This is a genomic window from Paenibacillus sp. VCA1 (genome assembly GCF_031583795.1).
GTDB lineage: Bacteria > Bacillota > Bacilli > Paenibacillales > Paenibacillaceae > Paenibacillus_AQ > Paenibacillus_AQ albilobatus.
Genome location: NZ_JAVLSX010000024.1, coordinates 12,532 through 32,859, shown reverse-complemented (window position 1 = coordinate 32,859; position 20,328 = coordinate 12,532). Strand labels below are relative to the sequence as shown.

Below are 20,328 nucleotides of genomic sequence, written 5' to 3'. Positions count from 1 at the left end.
AAATATTAAAATAAATCGGTCATGAGTTTTTTATACATTTTATCATCTATTTCGAGTAAGCTTTTTGAACCGTCTTTAAATTGCACTGCTACAACATGCGTACCCTTTTTCTTTGCTGAGAGTCCAGCCAACATACCGACGGGACCCAAAAGAAGAGAGCCTGCTAATCCACGGCCAACCGCACTAACAGCGCTGGTCTGATTGCTTTCATCCACGACTTCATAGGCTTCCACCGTTTCTTTAGTGAGCTCTACCCTTTTGAAAAAACCAGTTGCAATCGCAATACATTTTCCTGTGTTTAGCACGATTTTTTTCTGATAGTCACCTGCTATAACTGCGTTTTTAGCGCCCATGCCCCTTCTCCTTACACCAATATTTCCCTAAATGATACCATAGAGTCGGCTATTTCGGCTATTTCCTATTCCGATTTCTCTTCGCTTTCTCTTTTTTCTCATTATCGATCCGGACGGAGATCATGGCGTAAATTACGGCGCGCTCTCGATCGGACATGGCCATCAGGTCGTGCGGGAGGATATGCAGCTCATGGAGGGCGTAGTACGCATAATTCGCGTCGGCATCGCCCTCATTGATTAGTTTTTTACCTCATCCACCAGTTCGTTCATATCAACGTCGAAACCGGAAAGCTTATTAATCTTTTCAACAAGCGTCGTCAGCTCGCCGGCCAGGAGTACACGTTGGATGTATTCTTCCGGCGTCTTGACACCAAGTTTCTGAATACTTTCGGCATTTTTAAAGTCGGGATTGACTGTATTGTTAATTGCGATGGAAAGATTGAACAACTGGTTGTCGAATTCGACTTTCTTACCCTTCTTGATCTGCGTTGCTTTTTTCCGGATATCCTCAAATTCGATCGGCGTCATGGCCTTGATTGTAAATTTAAGAGGATTGCCTTTCTCGTCAACAAAGCGCGGCGAGATGACAACCTCCTCGGTCAAATTATCCACTGGGTTCGCAATCAGGAAATCTTGCAAATTCATAATATATTCGCCTCCAAAATTTTATTAAGGAAAAGCGCGACCAAACGGCCGGGCCCCATTATCCACCTGTGATTTGGTTAAATTCGTCCTGCAGGTCGTAATCGCTAAATGTAAACGGCATTTCTTCTTCAAGCATATCGTCGGATGTGGCATCAAAGCTTGCAGCAACTACGCTGTTCAGGTTACACCCCTTAAGGATCGTCGTTTGCTTTCCGGTTGAGCTCCCAGGCTGTTCGTTTACGACCATAAGATCAAACCAAAAATCTTCGCCGGTTTGAATATACTTTCTCATCAACTGCCGGAAAGTTGATGTTACATAATAAATGGTCAGGGTACCCGATCCTGACCATCCAGCTGAACGTTGAGGAGTATTTGTCTTACCTAGCACAGGTACATCTACCTTGTTCTTTTCAATCGTGGCCTCAAGGGATTTTGCATAGAACAACTCCTCAACCCGGCCGTTAATCGTAGCATAGGCTTTGGCCATCTTGCCGCTGATTGCATCGGTTTCGCGAAAAAACATCTTATACCACCTCCACAGTCATGTAGATTTTCTCGATGCTGTCCACGGGTTGAATCGAGAGCTCGACCAGAACGGACTCCGCGTCAACACCAGGGGAAACCGAAATATCGGTTTGCGAATCAAAATTCTGAATCGCTCCCATCCCTTGCAGCCTAAGCAGATAAGACACGATTTCAGCTTTAAGCAGTGCCCGGCCATCCGCATTATTGGATACTTTACCGATGTAAAACCGGTCAAAGATACGTTTGATATCGTTGGCCAAGCCGTCCAGTACCCGCATTAAACGGTTCTTGCTAAACGACTCGCTTCGGTCAGGCGTGAATTTCGTCAACGTGTTGATATCCTGCTCAATCACAGCTGTCCCATCCAGTGGTGTGATCACCAGCTCGCCGTTTTTAAGCGCCGCGATCGTTTCGCTATTGGTCAAGCGCGGATAAGCGTCAACAGCGTTCGGGATGGCCGTATATGTCAACGATTCGTTAACGTTGGCCGCGGCCTCCATAGCCGCAATCTCCCAAAGCAGCATTTCTGGCGGTACCTTGAGGCCGTCGGACGTAACGATGCTATTCTTCAGGCTGATGATCCCTTCGTAGTTCGCTGCCGGATAACCAACGAGCACTGCTTGGATCTTCTTGCCTTCCTCCTCACGCTGCCGTCGGACGTATGCCACAGCTAGTTGCTTGCTCGTCGAGTCCGTCAGAGGTACGCCCAGGATGTTAAACTGGTACGCCTCAAAAGCGCTAAGCGCCGCCGAGAAGTCCGCACCGCTGGCCGTACCGTCTGCCCCTCCCGTCAGCTTTACGCCTGCTGTCGGCGTCAGCGTGCCGGTGCCGGACCAATCAATAAATGCGTTCGGCTGCAGATCCTCGATCTTGGTTACCGTCTGCCGATCAACATCCTCTCCGTCCAACATCGTCACAACGTCAAAAGCTGCGGCATTGTCGATATTGGCCTGGACGACGATCTGTAGATCGTTCCCGCGTGTTCCGCCCCATTTAGCGGTCGCCGTCAAAGCACCTTCGGTCGCCTTGGCCTTGGCCGCCCCGGATCCGCCGAGACGATACAGCAAGACGGTCTGCGCGTGGCTTACAGCAGCAGTGATATGACGGATGCGAGGATCGTCGGCTTTAAAACCGATAATATCAAGGGCTTTGTCCGCATACTCCGCTGCGTCCAGCACAAGAACACCTGCCGGATCCCCCCAAGGCAGCGGCGCAGGAAATGCGACAATCCCGCGTGCCCCCAGGCTGTCAAACGGCTGCTGGCGCGCTTTAAAAGTGATATAGGTACCCGGCCGCGTTTTGTTTTGCGTTACCCATGTTCCTCCTGCCATCTTAATTCAGCTCCTTTTTCAAGTACGCCTCCAGGGCTTGCTTAGCCTGGGCGTCTGTGTATGTCTTCTCGTCCTCCAGCACCGCGGCCAAAATGTCACGTTGCGCCGGTGTGTACCGACTGGAAGAAAGAAATTGTGCTTTCGTGTAGGCTGGCTCAGTCGGTTTTGTCGTGCTGGCCGCCTGGTCCTCTTTTTTACTCATGGACATGTCCCTCCTGTTCAAGGCGCTGCATTTTGGGTTCATCTGGCGTCATCTCCCACACAAGCAGGCTGTACGTCACGAAAAAATGCAGTACCTCATCAATGATTTGAAAACGCACGCCCTGGCCCCGCCACGATCGGCCGCCGATCTGGATCCACTCAAGCGCTGCAGTCAGCTGCTCACCCATGTTGTACATGTCTGCATTAGCGCGATCCGGAGCAAAATACCGGATCACAAAAGGATGGTCGCGGCGGTACCGGCGGCCGAGCTCCTGCGTATGCACTGGTTCGAGCAGGCGCACAAAAAAACGAGGTGGATCAAGATTCTGCTTAATCTCCTCGCCGGATATCGGGATTTGCGGAAATGCTGCATCAAGCGCCGCATGGACCGCATACCGCACGTCATTAAACGTCACCTGCACAACATTACCTCCCTAAATATCTTTCGATAAACCTTTGCAATTTTCGCTCCATGATGGCGGGCAGCTCGCGCTCAAGCTCCTGCTCGCTGATCGTCATCATAAATCGGCCATCTACCCAGCCTTTATGGTCGGCCGTTCGATGACCGTACTCCACGTAGGGGTAATAGTAGGCATAATTAATAACCTCGACCTCGGCACCACCAGACGTGAACGTCACATGGTTTATGGCCCAACTCCGGCGCAATTCGCCTGAATCAGTGGGTGTCCGGGGGACGACTTTCGCTAACAATCGGTTGGCCAATTCGATGGCACATTCCTCCATAAAATCGGGCCACGCCCTTTGCATTTCTTTAAGGTTATCCCGGAATTTTATGATTTCTCGGAAATCAAATTCTCCCATTTTGCCCACGGTATCACGCCCAGTCCTTGCGAGTCAGGTTTATCTCTTGATGGCTGCTATACGGTGGAAACGGCTGGCCAGCGGTATACGTCTCAACGCGACCTGTCGCAGCCCGTGTAACGGCTACCACGTCGCCCTGATGGATCTCAAGCTCCGGCGCGATAAACAGTTTGGCGTCATATTGGAGGTTGTTTGCGTCCTCGGTCTGGCCATTACGGGCGAGTCCGGTCTGCGAGAGCTTACAGGGCTGATCCACGTATACGGCCAGCAATTCTTGCTTCGTCTCCTTCGTTATCGGATCCTTAACATAGACATACCGGCTGATCGTGGCGCTGTCCTCATACATGCGCTCGATTTGCCGGCGATAGCGGCGGTAATTGATCATCCGCCCCACCTCAGCCGCCGATAATGATTCAAATCTACCCGGTAAGCAAATACCACTTGATCGATGGCAGCCTTCGCCGTGTTGGTGAGGCCGCCCCCTGATCCGGCAGCGGATACCGATGTATCGCCAACCTTAATGTTCCCACCCTGGCCGCCGACGGTGTCGTCAATCTCGTCCACACTGGGCAGGTCGACGCGAACAGCGTCTACGACCATGCTCGCCCAAACATACAAGAGGCCATCTGGCAGGCTGCTGATATTGCAGTAATGCTTAATCCGGCGCTCGATCTCGTCAATGTACGTCTTGATCAGCGGCTGCAGGTTATCATCGGCCAGCCCTAAACGGAGCTTAATGATCGGCCAGACTTCCTTTTCGGTAATCATCGGAAATACCTCCTACGCTTTGAGTGCCGCAACCATTTGATTAAGGAGCGTCGCCACAGCCTCAAGAGTGGTATTGGACGGATCCGCAATCGGCGTCAATGCGGCAATCTCTGCTTTGCCTTTTGTTCGTTCGTTGATTGCGCCCGCCAAAACCGCCGCCGTAATAGCCCTTGCTACTGTAGCCGTCCCTGTTGTCGCCTCCGCAGAGGTAAGGGCCGACAGGTTCTGATTGCTGGTCCCGGCTCCGATCGCTGTGCGGGCTGCGGCAGCGTCTGCGGCTTTCAAAACGGATTTACCAACGGCACTCGCATCCGAAATGGCGTTTGCTGTGACCGCATCGGCAGCAAGCTTCTCGGCTGTTACAGCGCCGTCGGCCAATTGGTCCGTCGTAATGGACCCCGGTGCGGGGGCCGAGGAGCCCATCGGCAACGGGTTTGACGGCGATACAGGTACTGGTTTTTTCAATTTGTCATCCCAATACTCCATAATCATGGCAATTACTCCTTCAAGGCCGCTTGAATACGGGAAAGGATTTCGTCTTTCTTCGTCGCGTCTCCCAGGTCAATTTCCATCTCTCCGGCAAATTCCTTCAACTCTTGAACGGTCATGTCCTCGATCTTCTTCGGCTCCTGTTGGCCGCCTGATTCCTGGCCATTGTTCGGGTTATCCTTTGATGAATCGGAGTCCTCTTTTACAACGTCAACGAATTTTTGGATCTTGGCATAGGCTTCCTGTTCAATCTTGAACTCCTCCCCGCTCAAGTGCCGGCGGCCGTTATGCCTTACCGGGATTTCTTTAACTTTTACGATCATAGGTTCCACCTCCAAATGATAAGAGAGTCCATAAGGACCCTCTTAAAGAACTTGAGCCTGGAATACTTCATCGGCCAGTGGGAAGCTTGGCAGCGCGGTCGCTACTGCTTTGGTCCATGTGGATACCGGATCCACATTCTCTTCGTACACCATCGCCAGGACGTTGCCGATCATTTCCGTTTTGATGCTCGGATCACGGGTCAGGCGGATTTCTTCGGCCGTTGGTCCGTAAATGGTTTCGCCGAGCGCTCCATCAGGGAGCAACACGAATTTATTCTCAGGGAAATACCGATATTGCGAGTACGTGCCATCGGGGTTCTGTTTACGGTACATCTGATCGTAAGTAGCAACCGTTGGCAAATCGAGCTGCTGCAGGTAAGCATTGAGCTCCGCACGAGAGGCGATTCGGGTCGAGTTTTTACCAAACAACGCCCCTACAACCTTGGGATGCCGCAAAAGCGCGCTGAGAGCCTTTTTCGACGTCAATGCACGCGGCGGATTTGTTCCGAGGGTGTTGGTCCAGTCCATGATCTGCTCGATCGGATCGCTGTTAGGGTCAGACCATACGTCTGTGCCCGAAAGCACTTCCTTGTGGTTTGCCGGAACGCCGTAATCGATCGTGGCACTCAGGTTGTTTTCGGCGAGTGTTACAGTGCCGTTTGCTACAGCTTCCAAGCGCATGGCTTCGATCCGTGCGCGAACGCCTTGGACCAAAACGTCGATGTCGTTAAACACCTCACGCATCAGGTACTGCTGTTCAGCGGTCGTCCGTGGATTCTCTAGGGCGATGATATCCTTCTCTCTCAGAGGCAGTTTCCTCTTAATCAGCGCCAACTCGAGCGCTTGTTTGCTGGCCTCGCGACTGCCGATCTCGGCCTCTGTATCAAAGCCGTGCACGCTGGCGATAACCGGGATTTTACGGGCGCCTTTGATAATGTCAAATTCGAGCGAATCCCGTTTCACCTCTGGAAAAAGCGTCTCGCCAAGCAGCGCTGGATACTGGCGATTTTGCAGATAATTCAAAACCTCTCTCTGGTTAAAAAGCTCCAAAACATTAGGCATATTGGTTTGTCCTCCTTATTCAAGCGTCGATTAAACGACCTTTTTGAAATTAATAGCCTTCATGGCCGTTTTAGCTTCATCAGCTGGTTTAACCGGCAGTCGGTCTTCCAAGACCCATCCGCCGACCATAACAGCGCCAGGCTGCGGGCCTTCCGTTACATCGGTGTCCGTGAGCAGGATCCCGATCGCTGTAGCGTCATTTTTCGGATATACCGTTCCTGCAGGGACGATCTTTCGGCCCTGAACATTCGGCGTTACGCCCGTGTCATCGACCTGGTACGTAAACGACTGGTAATCGGCACTGGCCAAAAAGTTGATTTCCTCTACTTTGCCGTAATTTTTGACATAAGGCATATTCATTCGCTCCTTTCATTTAGCCCCAAAGGTTCAATCCGGCGGCAGGGGCCTTTCCGCTTTCATTTGCTGATTTGGCAAAGCTTGCGCCAACGGATGTATCTGGGTTACCTGATCCCCCAGCCCCGCCTTCAGGCGGCTTTGCGCCCTTGAATTTCGGCTTGCTGCTGTCTTCCGGGACAAACAAAAAAGCCTTGCTCTCCTGCAGGGCTTTGATTTGGTCGTCCAGGCCTGTTTTAATAGCGCCGTTGTCGTCCAGTTCGATTTTCGATTTGTCGAGCAGCCCGGCAACGATGTCCGGATCGTGGACCTTGCCGGCAAGCGCTAACTTAACCGCAGTCCCGAGACGGAGTTCCTTGACTTCGTTCTCGTATTTCTCCTTGGCCGTCTTATTCTCGCCCTGAAGCTTCTCAATTTGCTGTTTAAGCGCTTCGGCATCACCGCTGGATTTTTTCAGATCCTCCAGTTGCTTGTCGCGATCGGTGACTTCCTTCTCTGCCTTTTTCCGGGCCTCAACGACATCGTTATACTGGGCCTTCGAAACAAAGTGTTTCGGCAGCTCTTTGCCGGCATCTCCGGCAATGGCCTCGATCTTCGCATCATCCAGACCTTGCTTCTTTAAAAGCTCACGCAGCCATTCCATTTATCATCAGCCTCCATAGATTTTTATAGCTGCTCTCCAGCTAAGGGAGCCGGCCGATATACTCCGGCCGCGAGTATGCCTAGTTTTACGCCGTACGACAGGGCAAGGGCTTATCCAGCCTCTTCGACCAGGGTGTACCCCTCTGCAGCGAGCGATTCTTTGGTGCGGACGCTTAGGGTTCCAGCATCGTCTTTCACGATGTACTCGCCCACTTTCGCGATCAGGACACTATAAGCGCCACGAATAACTCGCAGCTGCACACCTTCGCTGGTGTACTCGACACTGATCGGCAGACCTGCAAAGTCGATGATCTCCTTGTGATTTTCCGGCGTGTTCACAAACTCGATCGCCTCAATAAAAACGTTCTTTTTATATCGTTGTGACAAGGTTTCACCTCCCCGGGCATGAAAAAAGCACCCTCGCCTAATGCGTGAGTGCTTCATTATTCTTCTTCCTGTTCATCCTGTTCATCCTTCAGAACACCAATTTTTCTTAGGTGATCACGGAAACGTTTCTTGTCGGCTTCGCGCTCTTCTTCGGTCCTTTCGATATGGCCGATGATCTTCGGTTTGGACGTATCATTCCACCGGGGATCCGAAAATGGTTTTTTACCTTCGCTCATTTAATCAGCTCCTGCAACAGGATATGGTATACCCCGTTAATCAGCTCCACTTCAAGGACTTTAAACGGGAAATCCCGGCCATACAACACTTCCAGTTCGCCCGGATTCAATTCGCGGGCGTCAGCCCCAAAGGCAGCGTCAAGGATGTAAATCTGCACCTGAGCTTCTGGATTGTATAGGGCCCCCGCGGTCGTAGAGATGTACTGCGGAAATTGTACCACGGAATCAGGCTTAATGTCAGCCATGAATTCATCTGTACCGGCCGATGTTGCAAAGAACAATGAACGAGTTACATTGCCGCTAAATTTCGGAAGCTTACTCAGCGCCTTATCCAACTTCTCCACCCATTGCATTTCATCGCTATTGAGTGGTTGCCCGCGGCGCAGCTTGTCGTTCAACGTATAAGATTCGCCGCCGATGTACCGCATAACGGCTGCCTCTTCGTCTTTCGGGAGCTTCGGCTGCTCGCTCGCCGTGGGTTTCGGTGGTACCGGTACATCTTTTGGCTCCGGACCGGGTATTTTAATCTCAGCCATCTTATCGGGGACCGTCTTCACTGGCGTCGGCGTCACTTCTGGCGGCTCTTCGACTTTCGGAGGCTTCTCAGCATCCTTGGCGTGCTCCTCGGCCCATTCCTTGTACGTGATATTCCCAGGGACGTTGTATGTCTTCCCGTCTTTTCCCCGGGCTGCGCGCTCTCCTGGCTCGGGCTCAACGTCATCCTCGAAAACGGGAATGGTTGTCGAGCGACAATACGCATGCAGCGGCGGGTAATTTACTCCTGGCTTGGCCTCGCTCAGCGGGATAACCTCGCCGTCCATATCCCGGCACTGGGTCGACGTCCGTTTATCCAGGGTGGCCACAAACTTGTATGCCTTGATACCCTGCGATTTGTAGCCGTCAAGCCGGGATTGACCAGCAAAAAAGGCAGCCTCGGTCAATATGAGCCGTTCAGCTGCGCGCTTGCTGACGCCCATACGGTCCGCAAAATCAGCGATCACCTTGTCGGAGGGCTCGCCGCGGATCAGGTCCTGTGTCAGCACGCTCTGCAGCTCGGCGAGCAGCTTATCCCTGTCTCCCCAGATACGCGCGCTGAAATTGCGGCCGTCAGGCGCCCAGGGTTTTGCCAACACTGCATCGATCTGCTTACCGTCCAGCTTGGCAAATGGAATGCCAACACCGGCACCGCGCTGTACTTCGTACATGCCTTTGTAGTAGCCGCTTTTGTAGATGTTGCCGAGCACTTCCGGGGTTTGCTTGGCACGCCTGGCCGTCAGCAGCTCTACCTCCTGCTGGATTTTAAGCTGCAACTCCTCCAGCCGGGTGATGTGTACCTTGGCACTGGCGTTTTCAAGCTCCTTCATCCAGCGCTGATCGATGGCATTTTCTTGGCCGGCTTTGATGTAATCCTCGACCGTCCAGCGAAACTCCTTAAGCTCGTTAGCTTTCAGCAGCTTGCGGGCTTCGGCCATGGTTACTTCGTTGTTCTGAGCCAGGCGAGCATACCAGGCTTCCGTCTCCTTCTTGATCCGTGCCATGGCTTTGTCGTATTCGGCATTCTGCACCCGAATGTAGTCCTCGCCTTTCTTCAGTTCAGCCTCGTTGAGCGTCTCCATCCGCCGCGCCCAGTATTCTTCCGGTTTCACTCCTCATCACCGTCCGGATCCTCCGCCTGATCGGGAACTACGAATCCCACTACCGGCGCAGGATCTCCCGGCGGATCCGATGGGACATTCAGCTCCCTGGCTAGCTCCGCCAAAGCCCGCAAATCCTCTGAATTGACTGGTCGACTAATGTTCAAGTAATCAATAAAGGATTGCGTCATGTCTTGTATCAGCTCATTCATTAGCCTGATCGTCTTTGGCTCCAGCATCCGGGCCACCTCCTAAGCCGCCATAAACGGCAAACTGGGCCGCGGCCTCTTCTTTTTCTTTTGCTTTGCGATCCAACTCGGCCTGTACATCTCGCACATAGGGGTGCTGAGCGACAAGCGTCTCGTCAGACAAAATTCCCACGCTGTCCTTTATCCCCTTGATGATGCTTTCCTCGTCAATCGGCATGTCGCGATTGAAGACAAACTCGACATCCTCGTTGCTGTAATCAACGTTGGTCGTGTTGTACAAATGCGTGTCGATGAACCACCGAAGCTGTTCGAGCGAAGCCTGGAACTCTGTTTCCATGAGGCTAGCATCCAGATCCAAGTCCGAGTACAGGAACCGGAGGGCGATGCCGCTTGGCGCGGATCCGAAATTGGCAGCCTGCGTGTCGACGCCGCGGCCAAATTCATAGATGTCCTTCCGGGCTTGCTCCATATGTGTCTTGTAGGCCTCTGTGTTGATCTGAAGATTGATCGTCTCAACGCCGGAATTGCCGTCAGGATCGTCAATCTTGATGATCCGATATCTGGACATGTTTTTACGGATCTCGCCAGCAGGAGAGCCCCCGTAGCCCTTAACGACATACAAGCTGTCGGGCAGGTCCTCCAGATTGTTGGAGTTATCCGATTTGTTGCGGTCATAATCGTCGACCAGCGACTTGATGATCTCGACGAGCGGCTGCTCTTCCTCGTTGTATTTCCAGCAAATGAACGGCACTCGCTCCCAGTTCATCGGCTGCTCCTGTTCATCGGCTTCAAGCTTAAAGTGCGAATCTTCCTCTCCAGCCTCTACGTCCTTAATCAGCTGGGATCCGTCAAATACGTACCGTCTTACCCCGGTCGTATCCCACCACTCTATTTTTCGAACAGTTTTCTGATTCAGGCCCTCATATACGACAACCTCATAATCCCGGATAATCGCATCCAGAACCGTGTGCGCTTCGTCGGCCCATAACGGAATGATTTCCTCCGAACGCATCTTTTTGAAGCTCAAATTTCCATCCTGATCGTAATAAACATGCAGCCAGGCGATCCCTTTGTTAACCGCTTCTTTGCCAATTGACTTGAGGCGCCGCATCATGGCCTTGTCAAAAAAATCAGAAAGCAGGTCGTGATACGCCTGCTTTTCCGTCTGGATGCTCAACGGTTTCCCCAGCAAATACCCAACCTTTTGATCGACCAGTTTCCGGACAAACGCGTTGGCCAGCCGGTTATCGGCCAGATTTTCCGACTTTACCCGGCGGCCATCTTCCCCGACCACTGTCCGGTTTCTGTCCAGGATGGCGTTTTTGACCTGGTAATACTTCTCGCCGATTTTCATCCATTTGCGTTTCGGGGAATTTTGCCACGCGCCTATTTCGAGTTGTATGATCTGCTCCAGCGTTGCGGCACTTTGGGCTCCCCGGATAATGATCTTTTCGATCTCCTCTTGCTCGCTGGGCGTCGGGCCAAGTAACGAAAACACCATGCCTTACCTCCTTCCTTATTCGAAACTGAAGTTCCCTTTGAGGTCCGAGACCTCATAATCGTCCAAGGCATACCAAATAGCGCTGAACGTGTGCGGATCAATCGAGAATTCATCCTCTATAATGTCTCCGTTCTTGTCCACCGCGTAAGTTAAATCCTTGAGCTCATAGATCACGTTCGGACAGGCGTCCGAGCAAATGATTTTCTTGAATCGCTTTATCTTTTTCGTGTATTGAAGCCTGGAGCCCTGAAACTTCTTTGCCGGCCTCATCGCAAAGCCCATCTGGCGGAAATACTTGATCGTTTTCGGCTCCGCAGAGTCCGCCCGGATGACCTCGCCGGTGCCTTTGAACTCGGCCAGATCCTCGGCCGTTCGGTCATCCGTCATTTGATTCTTGTAATACTCCCAATGGATATACAGGATCTTCTCGTCATGATCCACGGTCAGCCGAACGAGGGCGTTGTACGATTTCTCAAAGCCGAAGTCCATTCCGGTACGCCGGATCGGCGAGCGGATTCGCCGTATAGCGTCCATGACCTGATCATGCGGCTGCACCTCGAATTGAGGCAGCACACGCACGCCATTCACGCCGAAGCGGCCCCGGCGGGCAATACGGTGCAGATCCGGATCATATTTTTCCATTTCCTCAAGCTGCTCGATGTAGCTCTCAGGCAGAAACAGGTTATCGTCGGCCACGGAATGATGATAATACGTGCCATTGACCACCTTGATCCGGTCCCGGTAGAGCTCCTCGTCGTCCAGGACGATTACTTTGGCTTTCGGGTCCTTGAAAAAGTGCTTGTAGCACCAATTGGCCGTACTGACCGGGTTGGTGCTCAGGATCATGTGAAGCGGGAGTGTCGGGTGCCGAAGCCGGCCAAGTAGCTCCTTAAAGCCCTCGTATTTGACCTCGCTGCATTCCTCAATCCAGACGATTGACACGTTATGAATGGATTTTAGTTTCTCCGGCTTATCCATGCCCTTGAAAATGATCTTCGACCCATTCGGGAATCTGATCTGCATCGGGGAAATGATCGTTTTGACCTTTCCTTCCAGCCCAAGATCGACAATGATCTCGGACAGAAGCGCATATGTGGAATCCCGAAGCGTGTCGTACACTTCCCGGACAACCAGCGCCGTCCGCTTTTCCTCCAGCAGCTTGAGAATGAGCTTCAGGCCGACGTGATAGCTTTTGCTGCTGCCATATCCGCCGACGAGGAAGTAAAATTTGTGTTTCCAGTCAAACAAAAAATCCTCGAAATGAGGATTCACTTCCTTCTCAACCATGGCCGCCGTCATGACCGCTCACCCTTCCGGACAATACGGATCTCAATCGGCTTGTCGTCGTCCTTAGCCTTCTCGACCTTCTGATCCAGCAGAGCAACCTCGCCTTTGATCTTGGCGATCCGCAGCTGCTGCTCTTCTGTCGCGAGCTCTGTTTTTAGCAGCTCGTCATACTGCTTGATCAAGCCCTGCAGCGTTGTCATGGCCCGGCTCTGAGCCTGCAGGAATGTCGCTTGTTTATCCCAAGCTTGCTGCACTTCCCAGCGCTCTCCGATGACGTTGCCGTCCTTTTCCTCGACCTTCTCGATCGTCTTGTCCTCCCGATCCCGGACGTACATAATTTGCTGCGCTCGAATAATGGCCGTGTACTGGATCATGATGTTGTCCCAAACGATGTCCAGCGGGGAGCGGGTTTGCAGCTGCTCCATGATCTCCAGCGACTCCGCCGGCAAGTATTTGCGGAAAAATCCATGCGTAACCGCCTTATCGTTGCCTGGCGGGCCGCCTGGTCCACCGCGGTTCCCGACGGCGTTCTTGTTGCCCTTCGGCGCGCCGCCTTTGTTTGTGTGCACCCTTTTCGGTTTGTGTGCACCCTTTTTTCGATCCCAGCCATGCCGCTGTTTCCAGCTCTTCACGGTGTTTAGGGAAACGCCGTACTTCTCGGCAATCTCCTTGTATTTCATCCCAGCCATATAATCTTGCTCGGCCGTTTTATGCAATTCCGCCATTTACACGATCACCACCCCCGGCGTTGTGTTGGTTTTGTTGGTACAGGTTATTTCGCTTTGGACGTTAATGGCTGTTTTTTTTCACACAAAAAAAGCACCCCGAAGGATGCTTAGATAGCATATAACATGTCAATGAATTCCAGACATTCATATTCGCTAAGATTTGTGTAGAACAGCAATGTCCCATCGACTGAGACTCTAAATGTCACTGTTTTATCCCCATGATCGTAAGTGACAATTACACCTGTTAACTGACCGGAGTTAAGCATGTTCGAATAATATTGAGTATTATTGATACCTGAGCCTTTTAGTGATACTCCAGTTACCGTTTCAATTCTAACGTCAAAACGTGCCCCGCGAACATCTGTTGAATCATCAATAATACCCAAAATATTAAAACGATGCTTCTCCAACTGCATCGGAAACCTGTTTTCGAAGATCCCGGTTGCTTTGAAGGCATCATCTTTCCTGCATAGCGCCACTAAACGTCTAACTTCGGGTTTGTAGTATATTTCATACATTCCCTGTTTTACAACCTGATCAATAAATTCTCCTTTTACTCTTGCCCGGTAATCAATTACTTCATCGGTTACAATTCTGTAATTCTGGTAGCCGGTTGGAGATGTTTCATTCGCAAAAATGTATGTGTCCAGATTCTCATCAAAGTTGTTAACTCGTTGAGTTTCTTGAAAATGATGGGTTTCTCTAACGAGTTCGCCGAGTTGCTCCTGGTTTCTTGGAGTAATATCAAAACAACTAACACTGAACAATTAATCACCTCATTTGAATAGTAAAGCCCTTTTTGCGGTCTCCTCTATTATATCGAAAGAAGTGTCATTAATTGTTAGCTTTTCTTTAAAAACTCGTATTTGATGATTGTTTCCTGAAACCCTATCATTCTGTCTAGGAACAATAGCGCTGATCGGAAAGAAACATTCAAAATGTGACACGTTATTTTTCCCAAGTCGCTGGACCATCAATCCATAAAATGGATTTTTCCCCTTTGAAAATTGGACATCCAAGTTGTAACTCGTCACATTTGGTCTTATTGCTCTTTCAATATCATTAAATAATTCACGTAATTCTCTCAGTTTTTCCTCTGCATTATTAAGCGTTACATTCATTTGCGAAATGCTCATAAACATGACTTTACGGGAAATCATTCCGTCTTGGAAATCATCTTGTACGATCATTTTATACACATCGAAATCGTACATTTTTTTGTTAACCATATTCACGGGTCGACTATACTTTTTGTCTTTATATTTAAACTTAAGAACATCCTCTAACCTTTTATAGGAGTCCCCCAGTTCATCCAAACTGAATTCTGCATTAACTGCCCACGTTGTATCACGCCACTTAGAAAAAAGTCTAACAACAAAAAAATAATATTTAGGGGATTTACTGTACAGCCATGTGTGCAGCCCAAACAAAGCCGGTATGTACATAATGACATACTTTAATGTCTTTAATACAACATCAAATGCACTCACCAAAATCCCCCCTTTACAATTATTTTATCACAGACAGCCCGCTTTATGAATTATATCGACAGACTAAGAAAAAACCATTAAGTCTTTAATAAAAAATACCGCCTCGATCCGAGACGGCAGTTCAAAGAGGAAGATGCACCGGCGCCAGGAATTGAACCTGGTACCACCCGAAGGCTGCTTTTGCGGCCACCTTCGTGCTCTACCGTTGAGCTACACCGGTGATAAAGGGCGGCCCCATGTCCGCCCACACCACCTCCAATCGAATATATGTCAACTACATATTGATCGGAGGCATCATATGAGAGACGGCTGCCGGACAGCGCGGAGGGCCCGTCGGCAGCCGTCTCTGTACATTTTTGGTACACTATCATGTTATCATTCTTAAAATGACACGGTAAATGACCACTTTGTGACACGCCATTTAGCTAATAGACCGCATGCCGTCAACCCCAAAAAGCAGGCTGGATAAGGCTTCGCAGGCTTTGTTAACGTCACGGTACACCGATCTTTTCTCTATTTTGTGACATTCACTAAGCTCCTCGACTGTTTTTCCCTCATCTGCGATGTACAAGTCATACATGACTTTGAACCGTCGCAGGTCCTCAGGCTTCGATTTCTCGGAGAGGATCCGGTATATTTCAATCATCTGGTCAATATACCGAACCATGGCAGCAGTCCGCTCTTTATTTTTAATTATTGCCTCAATTGCCAGCTCATCGGTATCCAGGTATTCAAAGGAATCTGGATCCTTCAGCTCTTCAAGCTCCTGAATGTTTTCAGCACAATGGATTTTGAATTTGCGGTAATTGCGCAGCAGTAACTTCGTGTTTCTCAAGCGACGATCTCTTTTTAGTTTATACTGCCGTTCCTGCTCTTTTTTATAAAATTCCAGCGCAGTCTCCGCGGCGATCCGTGCAATCTCCTGTTCGTCCATAATGCGCCCTTTCTTTTCGATCATGCTTCATCCCCCGTTCTTTATCTTCTCAGCCCGTACTTTCAGGGCCTCCAGCAATTTATTTTGTGTTGTGGCTTTGGATTCCAATGCGGCCATCACGTCCTCATCAGCGCCGCCCTGGACAACCAAGTGATGCAGGATAACCTTTTGCTTTTGCCCTTGGCGGTGCAGGCGGCCATTCGCCTGTTCGTACAGCTCCAGGCTCCAGTTAAGCCCGAACCATACAACGTGATTGCCGCCGTCCTGGAGATTCAGGCCGTAGGCGGCGCTGGCCGGGTGCGCCAGAAGGATATCGATCTTGCCGGCATTCCAGTCAAGCTGATCCTGCGGCGTCTTCAGCTCCCTGACCCGGAGGCCAGACTTTTCAAGCGCCTTTTGGATCCGGACAAGGTCGTGCTGGTAGCTATAAAACACCAGCGCCGGTTTCCCGTTCAGCTGCTCGATCAGCTCCATGAACGCCTCGATCTTGCAGTCGTGGATCTCATGGACGTTCCGTTCTTCGTCGTACAGAGCACCGTTACAAAGCTGCAGCAGCTTGCCCGTCAGTACCGCCGCGCTGGTTGCCGTGATTTCGGTGTCATCGTCCAGTTCAAGCAGCAGCTCCTTCTCCATCTGCTTGTATTGCTTTAAGGCTTTGTCGTCCAAAACAACAGGAATGATATTTGTGATCGCATCCGGCAGCTCCAGATAATCCTCGGCTTTCATGCTGATGCAAAGATCCGCGATCTTCCGCTGAATGACCTCATCGGCTCCAGGCTTCGCTGTATATCCGAATCCGTTGTAATTCTTCTCGAAATATTTCGTCCGGTACCCCGTAATGTTCTTTTCCAGCCGCTGGCCCTGGTCCAACAGGTGAACCTGCGCCCAAAGGTCAAGCAGCCCATTCGGCGCCGGCGTTCCTGTAAGCCCGATAATCCGTTTGATATGCGGCCGGATCCAGGTCAGCACTTTGAACCGCTTTGCCTGGTGATTTTTGAAGCTGGAAAGCTCGTCGATCACAACCATGTCGAATGGCCAAGCGTTCCGGTAATACTCCACCAACCACGCCACATTGTCCCGATTGATCACCCATACGTCCCCCGGCGTGTTCAGTGCCCGGATCCGTTTCTGCTGATTCCCCAGCACCGGCACGATCCGAAGGTGCTGCAGGTGCTGCCATTTTGAGGCTTCGTTACTCCACGTTGCCTCTGCAACCTTTTTCGGGGCGATTACCAGCGCCCGCCGGATCGCGAACCGGTTATATTTCAAATCGTTTATGGCTGTCAGTGTTATGACAGTCTTGCCCAGGCCCATATCGAGAAACAGCCCTAACGCCTCGTCGGCCAAAAGCCGGTTTATGCAATACCGTTGGTAATCATGGGGTACGAAGCGTTTACGCTCGAATGTCGCGTTCATACCTCCCACCACATCTCCTTAAGCATTGCATCTACCTTCTCACGACTATCAATCACCCGGACGTCTTGGCCGAGTTCACGAAGTCGCTTGTGTTGTGCCAGTTGCAGCTGGGTGGGTTTGCCTCCCGGAGCTTTAAGCTCCACGAAGATTACCCGACCATCGGGCCGGAATACGATCCTGTCTGGTACGCCGCTGTTCCCCGGCGATGTCCATTTCGGGGCCCATCCCCCCGCCTTTTTCACTCGCTCCCTTAAATAGGCTTCGATATCTCGTTCTCTCATGCTTGACAAACCTCCTTGCAATGTGTTACGCGTGCGCGCCTACGTGCGCGGAACTTTTTATAAATTAGGCGTTTTAGGCGTTATATATAATCCTCTATTCTCTCTATTTTCTTTGTTTTTTATCTTTAATTAGTTAAGTGTCCAAAGTGTCCAATAATAGTAATAAATATAGATATATAGCGGTTTTAACCGTTGGACACTTGCTTGGACAGTGGGTTGGACACTTTCAAATCTGTCCAATTCAGATTTTGGACACTTCGCGAACTGTCCAAGGCATTCTGTCCAAGCTGTCCAAGTCATTTTCTCCTGAAGCCTCGCTGCCAGTTGTATGGGCCGAACCACCCTTTATACTCTTCCCAGCCAGGTAATGTCGCCAGAATACCGTTGATTTCCCGGGTATCCGTTTGTTTGATGTATTTAATGTCCGATCGGAAGCATTCGCACCAAATCTCTGCGGCGCATATCCGGTCCCGGGGCCCCGCCGCCCCTTCATGGGGCTTCCCGAACTCGCCACTCCAGTACATCAGCCGCGTCGGTATATCACGTTTCTGCCAATCCTCCGGAACAGGTCGCTCAACGAATGCCCGAATGATTCCTTCTTTAACGCTGGTTTCTCTGTGTGCTTCCTGCTGATTCTTCGCCAGCTCTTCGGCTTCTCCTGTAAGATACAAGGGTTCTCCTAACTGCCACCGCAAAAAGGCCTCAGCGTAAATCTGATCGACTTCCGCCTCCAGATCCCGAAAGACACTTTTCGTAGGCGCCTGGACCCCGACATCGATCGGCCAAAAGCGCCGGTTCCCCGTCCGGTCCCTCAGAAATTCGCTATCATTGGTCGTTCCGAAGAATACGCAGCGCCGCGGATACGGCATCGTGCGCTTTCCGTAGGCCTCCCGGAAAATGTCCTCTGTCCGGGAGAGGAACTGCTTGACAGCGTTGCTTTCGGACTTCGACATCCCCGTCAGCTCGCCGACCTCGTTGATCCAGATGCCTTGGATCAGCTCCATGGCGTCCTTACCCTCAAAGGTCGTTAAGCTGTCGCTGTACCAGTTCTTTCCCAGCAGCCGCAAGAAGGTCGATTTCCCGAGCCCCTGCGGCCCGGCCAAAATCGGCATATAATCGTATTTGACCCCTGGCTGCATTGCCCGGGCAACGGCAGCCGTTAGCGACTTCCGCGCCACGGCTCGGGTATACACGTTGTCCTCTGCGCCCAGGTAATCCGTAAAAATAGTATCCAGTCGAGGAATGCCGTCCCACTGCAGCCCTTCCAGGTACTGCTGCACGTCGTTAAACCGATGTTTGTGCGATACGATCGTCAAGGCATGAGATAACTTCGTTTCCACGCCGATCCCGTACACCTTTTCGATATAGTGGTAGATCCCAGCGTCGTCCGATGTCCCCCATGGCCGCCGATCCTCCCGCGGGTCCCACGGCAGCGGGCCAAGCACAAGCCCCCGATTCGCAAACTCGTCGAAAGCAATCTTCCCTTTCAGCGCGGGATCATGCTCCAGGATGATCAGGATATTGTCGACTGTTTTTAGGTAAATGCCGTTGCTGTTGATCTCCAGACGCTGCATCCAGTCCAAATTGTCCGAGTCCGCCGCAGACCCTGCAGCGACTACTCCGGAGTCCGCAAAACTCTCCACTGCCTTTTCATATCGCTCCTGCTTAAGCAACCCGGCAACCGGCTCCTGCTGCATGGCGAACGTCGTCATGGCCGTGTAGGACGGCAGCTTGTTCGTCGGCGTTCCTGGCTTTGCTTCGTCGTCCTGGTCGCCAAACTTATGCAGCCGTACCAGGTCGAACGCGTTAACCAGGCGGCCCCCGCACGGATCCGTGGCATGGTGCGAATAAAGAAATGCGCCGTCATCATAAATAATGGCGCCGCCCGTCGTGGATCCGCCGGCGTAGGTTAAGCGTCCGCTGCCGTCATCCGTCGGAATATACAATCCCGGCAAGAACGCCTCGATGGCTGCCGGCACATCGTACACCCGGCAGAACGCCCCTACGATCCCCGGCTTTTCCGTCGGATCTCCTTGTTTCGCCGCGAGCCGGACGTGCGTCTGATTAGTTCCAGGCACCTGCGGCCACTCCGTGATGTTCCGCCAATCCGTGTACATTGCAAGCAGGCCGTCAGCCGAAAGAAACGGCTTATCACCGTACAAGAATACATACTGACTGTCCGCGCAGCAGCTCGGCCAGTACATGAGCCGCGTCGCTTGGAACGTCGTCGGGTCACAAAACCCTATGCCAATGATGGCCGCCAGCTTACGTGCCAGCGGCTCATATTCATCGGCGGTCACCGTTCGATCCAGCGGGGCCAGCACCCGGAGCCGGGGCTTCGCCTCCTCATGCTTCCGGGTGCTGTACACCGCATACGCGCAGCCCAAGCCGTCCAGGCGGCGCAGCACGTCAGCCGTACCGCCTGCGGGGATATTGTCCAGGTCCAGCGTCAGCACGTCCCGTCCTGTCACCGCCCCGGCTTTACGACGGCCGCCGGCGAGGGAGCCGCCGACGAAGCCCCCGACGTCCTTCAGATCGTCCTGTTTGGACTTCGGCATGGCCAGGTATTCGGCCAGCGTCTCCGTGCCGCGCGTTGCGATCCGCAGCCGTTCCACCAAGTCGGACCAGTAGATGGACTGAGGCTGCCAGTTTGTCGAGTGCCGGCTGCCGGCGGCGGATATGGTTAGTTGTCTATCAAATTGCATGACGC

The 20,328-nt window shown here is 51.8% G+C and carries 27 protein-coding genes and 1 tRNA gene; all 28 read right to left on the bottom strand.

Annotation, left to right across the window (positions count from 1 at the left end; genetic code table 11):
* Positions 1-5: 5 nt before the first annotated feature.
* The 28 genes from RJP21_RS29930 to RJP21_RS29795 all read right to left on the bottom strand — a co-directional run bounded on the left by RJP21_RS29930 (position 6) and on the right by RJP21_RS29795 (position 20,323).
* Positions 6-353: a hypothetical protein gene (locus RJP21_RS29930; RefSeq protein WP_310862448.1), complete on the bottom strand. Its 348-nt coding sequence runs from the start codon at positions 351-353 to the stop codon at positions 6-8.
* Positions 354-590: 237 nt separating this feature from the next.
* The gene (locus RJP21_RS29925) at positions 591-998 is read right to left on the bottom strand and encodes a phage tail assembly chaperone (RefSeq protein ID WP_310862447.1); all 408 of its coding nucleotides are present in this window, start codon (positions 996-998) and stop codon (positions 591-593) included.
* A gap of 58 nt (positions 999-1,056) precedes the next feature.
* Positions 1,057-1,521 carry a phage tail tube protein gene (locus RJP21_RS29920; protein WP_310862446.1) on the bottom strand — a complete coding sequence of 155 codons (465 nt, stop codon included), beginning with the start codon at positions 1,519-1,521 and terminating at the stop codon, positions 1,057-1,059.
* A 1-nt stretch (position 1,522) separates the two neighbouring features.
* Positions 1,523-2,854, bottom strand: a complete 1,332-nt coding sequence (locus RJP21_RS29915) for a phage tail sheath family protein (RefSeq protein WP_310862445.1) — start codon at positions 2,852-2,854, stop codon at positions 1,523-1,525.
* Position 2,855: 1 nt separating this feature from the next.
* Complete coding sequence (locus RJP21_RS29910; protein ID WP_310862444.1) at positions 2,856-3,056, bottom strand: hypothetical protein; 201 nt, start codon at positions 3,054-3,056, stop codon at positions 2,856-2,858.
* Positions 3,049-3,477, bottom strand: coding sequence for a phage tail terminator family protein (locus RJP21_RS29905; protein WP_310862443.1), 429 nt, complete (start codon positions 3,475-3,477; stop codon positions 3,049-3,051). The genes RJP21_RS29910 and RJP21_RS29905 overlap by 8 nt, the downstream gene beginning before the upstream one ends.
* Positions 3,478-3,481: 4 nt before the next feature.
* Positions 3,482-3,877, bottom strand: coding sequence for an HK97 gp10 family phage protein (locus RJP21_RS29900; RefSeq protein ID WP_310862469.1), 396 nt, complete (start codon positions 3,875-3,877; stop codon positions 3,482-3,484).
* Between the two features lie 13 nt (positions 3,878-3,890).
* Entirely contained in the window at positions 3,891-4,262 is a 372-nt protein-coding gene (locus tag RJP21_RS29895) for an ABC transporter ATP-binding protein (protein WP_310862442.1), read from the bottom strand.
* A complete protein-coding gene (locus RJP21_RS29890; RefSeq protein ID WP_310862441.1) occupies positions 4,259-4,645 on the bottom strand; it encodes a DNA-packaging protein in 387 nt (128 codons plus the stop codon). The genes RJP21_RS29895 and RJP21_RS29890 overlap by 4 nt, the downstream gene beginning before the upstream one ends.
* A gap of 12 nt (positions 4,646-4,657) precedes the next feature.
* On the bottom strand, positions 4,658-5,137 hold the full coding sequence (locus RJP21_RS29885) for a hypothetical protein (protein WP_310862440.1): 480 nt from the start codon (positions 5,135-5,137) through the stop codon (positions 4,658-4,660).
* Positions 5,138-5,142: 5 nt separating this feature from the next.
* Complete coding sequence (locus tag RJP21_RS29880; protein WP_310862439.1) at positions 5,143-5,457, bottom strand: hypothetical protein; 315 nt, start codon at positions 5,455-5,457, stop codon at positions 5,143-5,145.
* A 42-nt stretch (positions 5,458-5,499) separates the two neighbouring features.
* A complete protein-coding gene (locus RJP21_RS29875) occupies positions 5,500-6,519 on the bottom strand; it encodes a major capsid protein (protein ID WP_310862438.1) in 1,020 nt (339 codons plus the stop codon).
* A 30-nt stretch (positions 6,520-6,549) separates the two neighbouring features.
* Positions 6,550-6,873, bottom strand: coding sequence for a hypothetical protein (locus RJP21_RS29870; RefSeq protein ID WP_310862437.1), 324 nt, complete (start codon positions 6,871-6,873; stop codon positions 6,550-6,552).
* 19 nt (positions 6,874-6,892) lie between these two features.
* Entirely contained in the window at positions 6,893-7,516 is a 624-nt protein-coding gene (locus tag RJP21_RS29865) for a phage scaffolding protein (protein WP_310862436.1), read from the bottom strand.
* A 110-nt stretch (positions 7,517-7,626) separates the two neighbouring features.
* Complete coding sequence (locus tag RJP21_RS29860) at positions 7,627-7,902, bottom strand: hypothetical protein (RefSeq protein WP_310862435.1); 276 nt, start codon at positions 7,900-7,902, stop codon at positions 7,627-7,629.
* A 56-nt stretch (positions 7,903-7,958) separates the two neighbouring features.
* Entirely contained in the window at positions 7,959-8,138 is a 180-nt protein-coding gene (locus RJP21_RS29855; RefSeq protein ID WP_310862434.1) for a hypothetical protein, read from the bottom strand.
* Positions 8,135-9,784 (bottom strand): minor capsid protein, encoded by a 1,650-nt coding sequence (locus RJP21_RS29850; protein WP_310862433.1) that lies wholly within the window; start codon positions 9,782-9,784, stop codon positions 8,135-8,137. Before RJP21_RS29850 ends, RJP21_RS29855 begins: the two co-directional genes overlap by 4 nt.
* The gene (locus RJP21_RS29845; protein ID WP_310862432.1) at positions 9,781-10,011 is read right to left on the bottom strand and encodes a hypothetical protein; all 231 of its coding nucleotides are present in this window, start codon (positions 10,009-10,011) and stop codon (positions 9,781-9,783) included. The genes RJP21_RS29850 and RJP21_RS29845 overlap by 4 nt, the downstream gene beginning before the upstream one ends.
* Positions 9,977-11,482 carry a phage portal protein gene (locus RJP21_RS29840; RefSeq protein WP_310862431.1) on the bottom strand — a complete coding sequence of 502 codons (1,506 nt, stop codon included), beginning with the start codon at positions 11,480-11,482 and terminating at the stop codon, positions 9,977-9,979. The genes RJP21_RS29845 and RJP21_RS29840 overlap by 35 nt, the downstream gene beginning before the upstream one ends.
* Positions 11,483-11,497: 15 nt before the next feature.
* Positions 11,498-12,769, bottom strand: a complete 1,272-nt coding sequence (locus RJP21_RS29835; RefSeq protein ID WP_310862468.1) for a PBSX family phage terminase large subunit — start codon at positions 12,767-12,769, stop codon at positions 11,498-11,500.
* An 8-nt stretch (positions 12,770-12,777) separates the two neighbouring features.
* Positions 12,778-13,494, bottom strand: coding sequence for a phage terminase small subunit (terS, locus tag RJP21_RS29830; RefSeq protein ID WP_310862430.1), 717 nt, complete (start codon positions 13,492-13,494; stop codon positions 12,778-12,780).
* 110 nt (positions 13,495-13,604) lie between these two features.
* Positions 13,605-14,264: a hypothetical protein gene (locus tag RJP21_RS29825; RefSeq protein ID WP_310862429.1), complete on the bottom strand. Its 660-nt coding sequence runs from the start codon at positions 14,262-14,264 to the stop codon at positions 13,605-13,607.
* A gap of 9 nt (positions 14,265-14,273) precedes the next feature.
* The gene (locus RJP21_RS29820) at positions 14,274-14,987 is read right to left on the bottom strand and encodes a hypothetical protein (RefSeq protein WP_310862428.1); all 714 of its coding nucleotides are present in this window, start codon (positions 14,985-14,987) and stop codon (positions 14,274-14,276) included.
* A 136-nt stretch (positions 14,988-15,123) separates the two neighbouring features.
* A tRNA-Leu gene (locus RJP21_RS29815) sits at positions 15,124-15,207 on the bottom strand.
* 201 nt (positions 15,208-15,408) lie between these two features.
* Complete coding sequence (locus tag RJP21_RS29810) at positions 15,409-15,945, bottom strand: hypothetical protein (RefSeq protein ID WP_310862427.1); 537 nt, start codon at positions 15,943-15,945, stop codon at positions 15,409-15,411.
* Positions 15,946-15,948: 3 nt separating this feature from the next.
* Positions 15,949-17,337: a DEAD/DEAH box helicase gene (locus RJP21_RS29805; RefSeq protein ID WP_310862426.1), complete on the bottom strand. Its 1,389-nt coding sequence runs from the start codon at positions 17,335-17,337 to the stop codon at positions 15,949-15,951.
* Positions 17,334-17,618 carry a VRR-NUC domain-containing protein gene (locus RJP21_RS29800; RefSeq protein ID WP_310862425.1) on the bottom strand — a complete coding sequence of 95 codons (285 nt, stop codon included), beginning with the start codon at positions 17,616-17,618 and terminating at the stop codon, positions 17,334-17,336. The genes RJP21_RS29805 and RJP21_RS29800 overlap by 4 nt, the downstream gene beginning before the upstream one ends.
* A 296-nt stretch (positions 17,619-17,914) precedes the next feature.
* A complete protein-coding gene (locus RJP21_RS29795; RefSeq protein ID WP_310862424.1) occupies positions 17,915-20,323 on the bottom strand; it encodes a virulence-associated E family protein in 2,409 nt (802 codons plus the stop codon).
* Positions 20,324-20,328 lie beyond the last annotated feature (5 nt).

Coding starts and splice junctions, on each gene's coding strand:
- RJP21_RS29870 (WP_310862437.1), bottom strand. CDS start 6,873: ATGCCTTATGTCAAAAATTACGGCAAAGTAGAGGAAATCAACTTTTTG.
- RJP21_RS29885 (WP_310862440.1), bottom strand. CDS start 5,137: ATGATTATGGAGTATTGGGATGACAAATTGAAAAAACCAGTACCTGTA.
- RJP21_RS29915 (WP_310862445.1), bottom strand. CDS start 2,854: ATGGCAGGAGGAACATGGGTAACGCAAAACAAAACGCGGCCGGGTACC.
- RJP21_RS29925 (WP_310862447.1), bottom strand. CDS start 998: ATGAATTTGCAAGATTTCCTGATTGCGAACCCAGTGGATAATTTGACC.
- RJP21_RS29810 (WP_310862427.1), bottom strand. CDS start 15,945: ATGATCGAAAAGAAAGGGCGCATTATGGACGAACAGGAGATTGCACGG.
- RJP21_RS29795 (WP_310862424.1), bottom strand. CDS start 20,323: ATGCAATTTGATAGACAACTAACCATATCCGCCGCCGGCAGCCGGCAC.
- RJP21_RS29930 (WP_310862448.1), bottom strand. CDS start 353: ATGGGCGCTAAAAACGCAGTTATAGCAGGTGACTATCAGAAAAAAATC.
- RJP21_RS29865 (WP_310862436.1), bottom strand. CDS start 7,516: ATGGAATGGCTGCGTGAGCTTTTAAAGAAGCAAGGTCTGGATGATGCG.
- RJP21_RS29910 (WP_310862444.1), bottom strand. CDS start 3,056: ATGAGTAAAAAAGAGGACCAGGCGGCCAGCACGACAAAACCGACTGAG.
- RJP21_RS29920 (WP_310862446.1), bottom strand. CDS start 1,521: ATGTTTTTTCGCGAAACCGATGCAATCAGCGGCAAGATGGCCAAAGCC.
- RJP21_RS29900 (WP_310862469.1), bottom strand. CDS start 3,877: ATGGGAGAATTTGATTTCCGAGAAATCATAAAATTCCGGGATAACCTT.
- RJP21_RS29875 (WP_310862438.1), bottom strand. CDS start 6,519: ATGCCTAATGTTTTGGAGCTTTTTAACCAGAGAGAGGTTTTGAATTAT.
- terS (WP_310862430.1), bottom strand. CDS start 13,494: ATGGCGGAATTGCATAAAACGGCCGAGCAAGATTATATGGCTGGGATG.
- RJP21_RS29840 (WP_310862431.1), bottom strand. CDS start 11,482: ATGGTGTTTTCGTTACTTGGCCCGACGCCCAGCGAGCAAGAGGAGATC.
- RJP21_RS29805 (WP_310862426.1), bottom strand. CDS start 17,337: ATGAACGCGACATTCGAGCGTAAACGCTTCGTACCCCATGATTACCAA.
- RJP21_RS29895 (WP_310862442.1), bottom strand. CDS start 4,262: ATGATCAATTACCGCCGCTATCGCCGGCAAATCGAGCGCATGTATGAG.
- RJP21_RS29800 (WP_310862425.1), bottom strand. CDS start 17,618: ATGAGAGAACGAGATATCGAAGCCTATTTAAGGGAGCGAGTGAAAAAG.
- RJP21_RS29880 (WP_310862439.1), bottom strand. CDS start 5,457: ATGATCGTAAAAGTTAAAGAAATCCCGGTAAGGCATAACGGCCGCCGG.
- RJP21_RS29890 (WP_310862441.1), bottom strand. CDS start 4,645: ATGATTACCGAAAAGGAAGTCTGGCCGATCATTAAGCTCCGTTTAGGG.
- RJP21_RS29845 (WP_310862432.1), bottom strand. CDS start 10,011: ATGCTGGAGCCAAAGACGATCAGGCTAATGAATGAGCTGATACAAGAC.
- RJP21_RS29835 (WP_310862468.1), bottom strand. CDS start 12,769: ATGGTTGAGAAGGAAGTGAATCCTCATTTCGAGGATTTTTTGTTTGAC.
- RJP21_RS29855 (WP_310862434.1), bottom strand. CDS start 8,138: ATGAGCGAAGGTAAAAAACCATTTTCGGATCCCCGGTGGAATGATACG.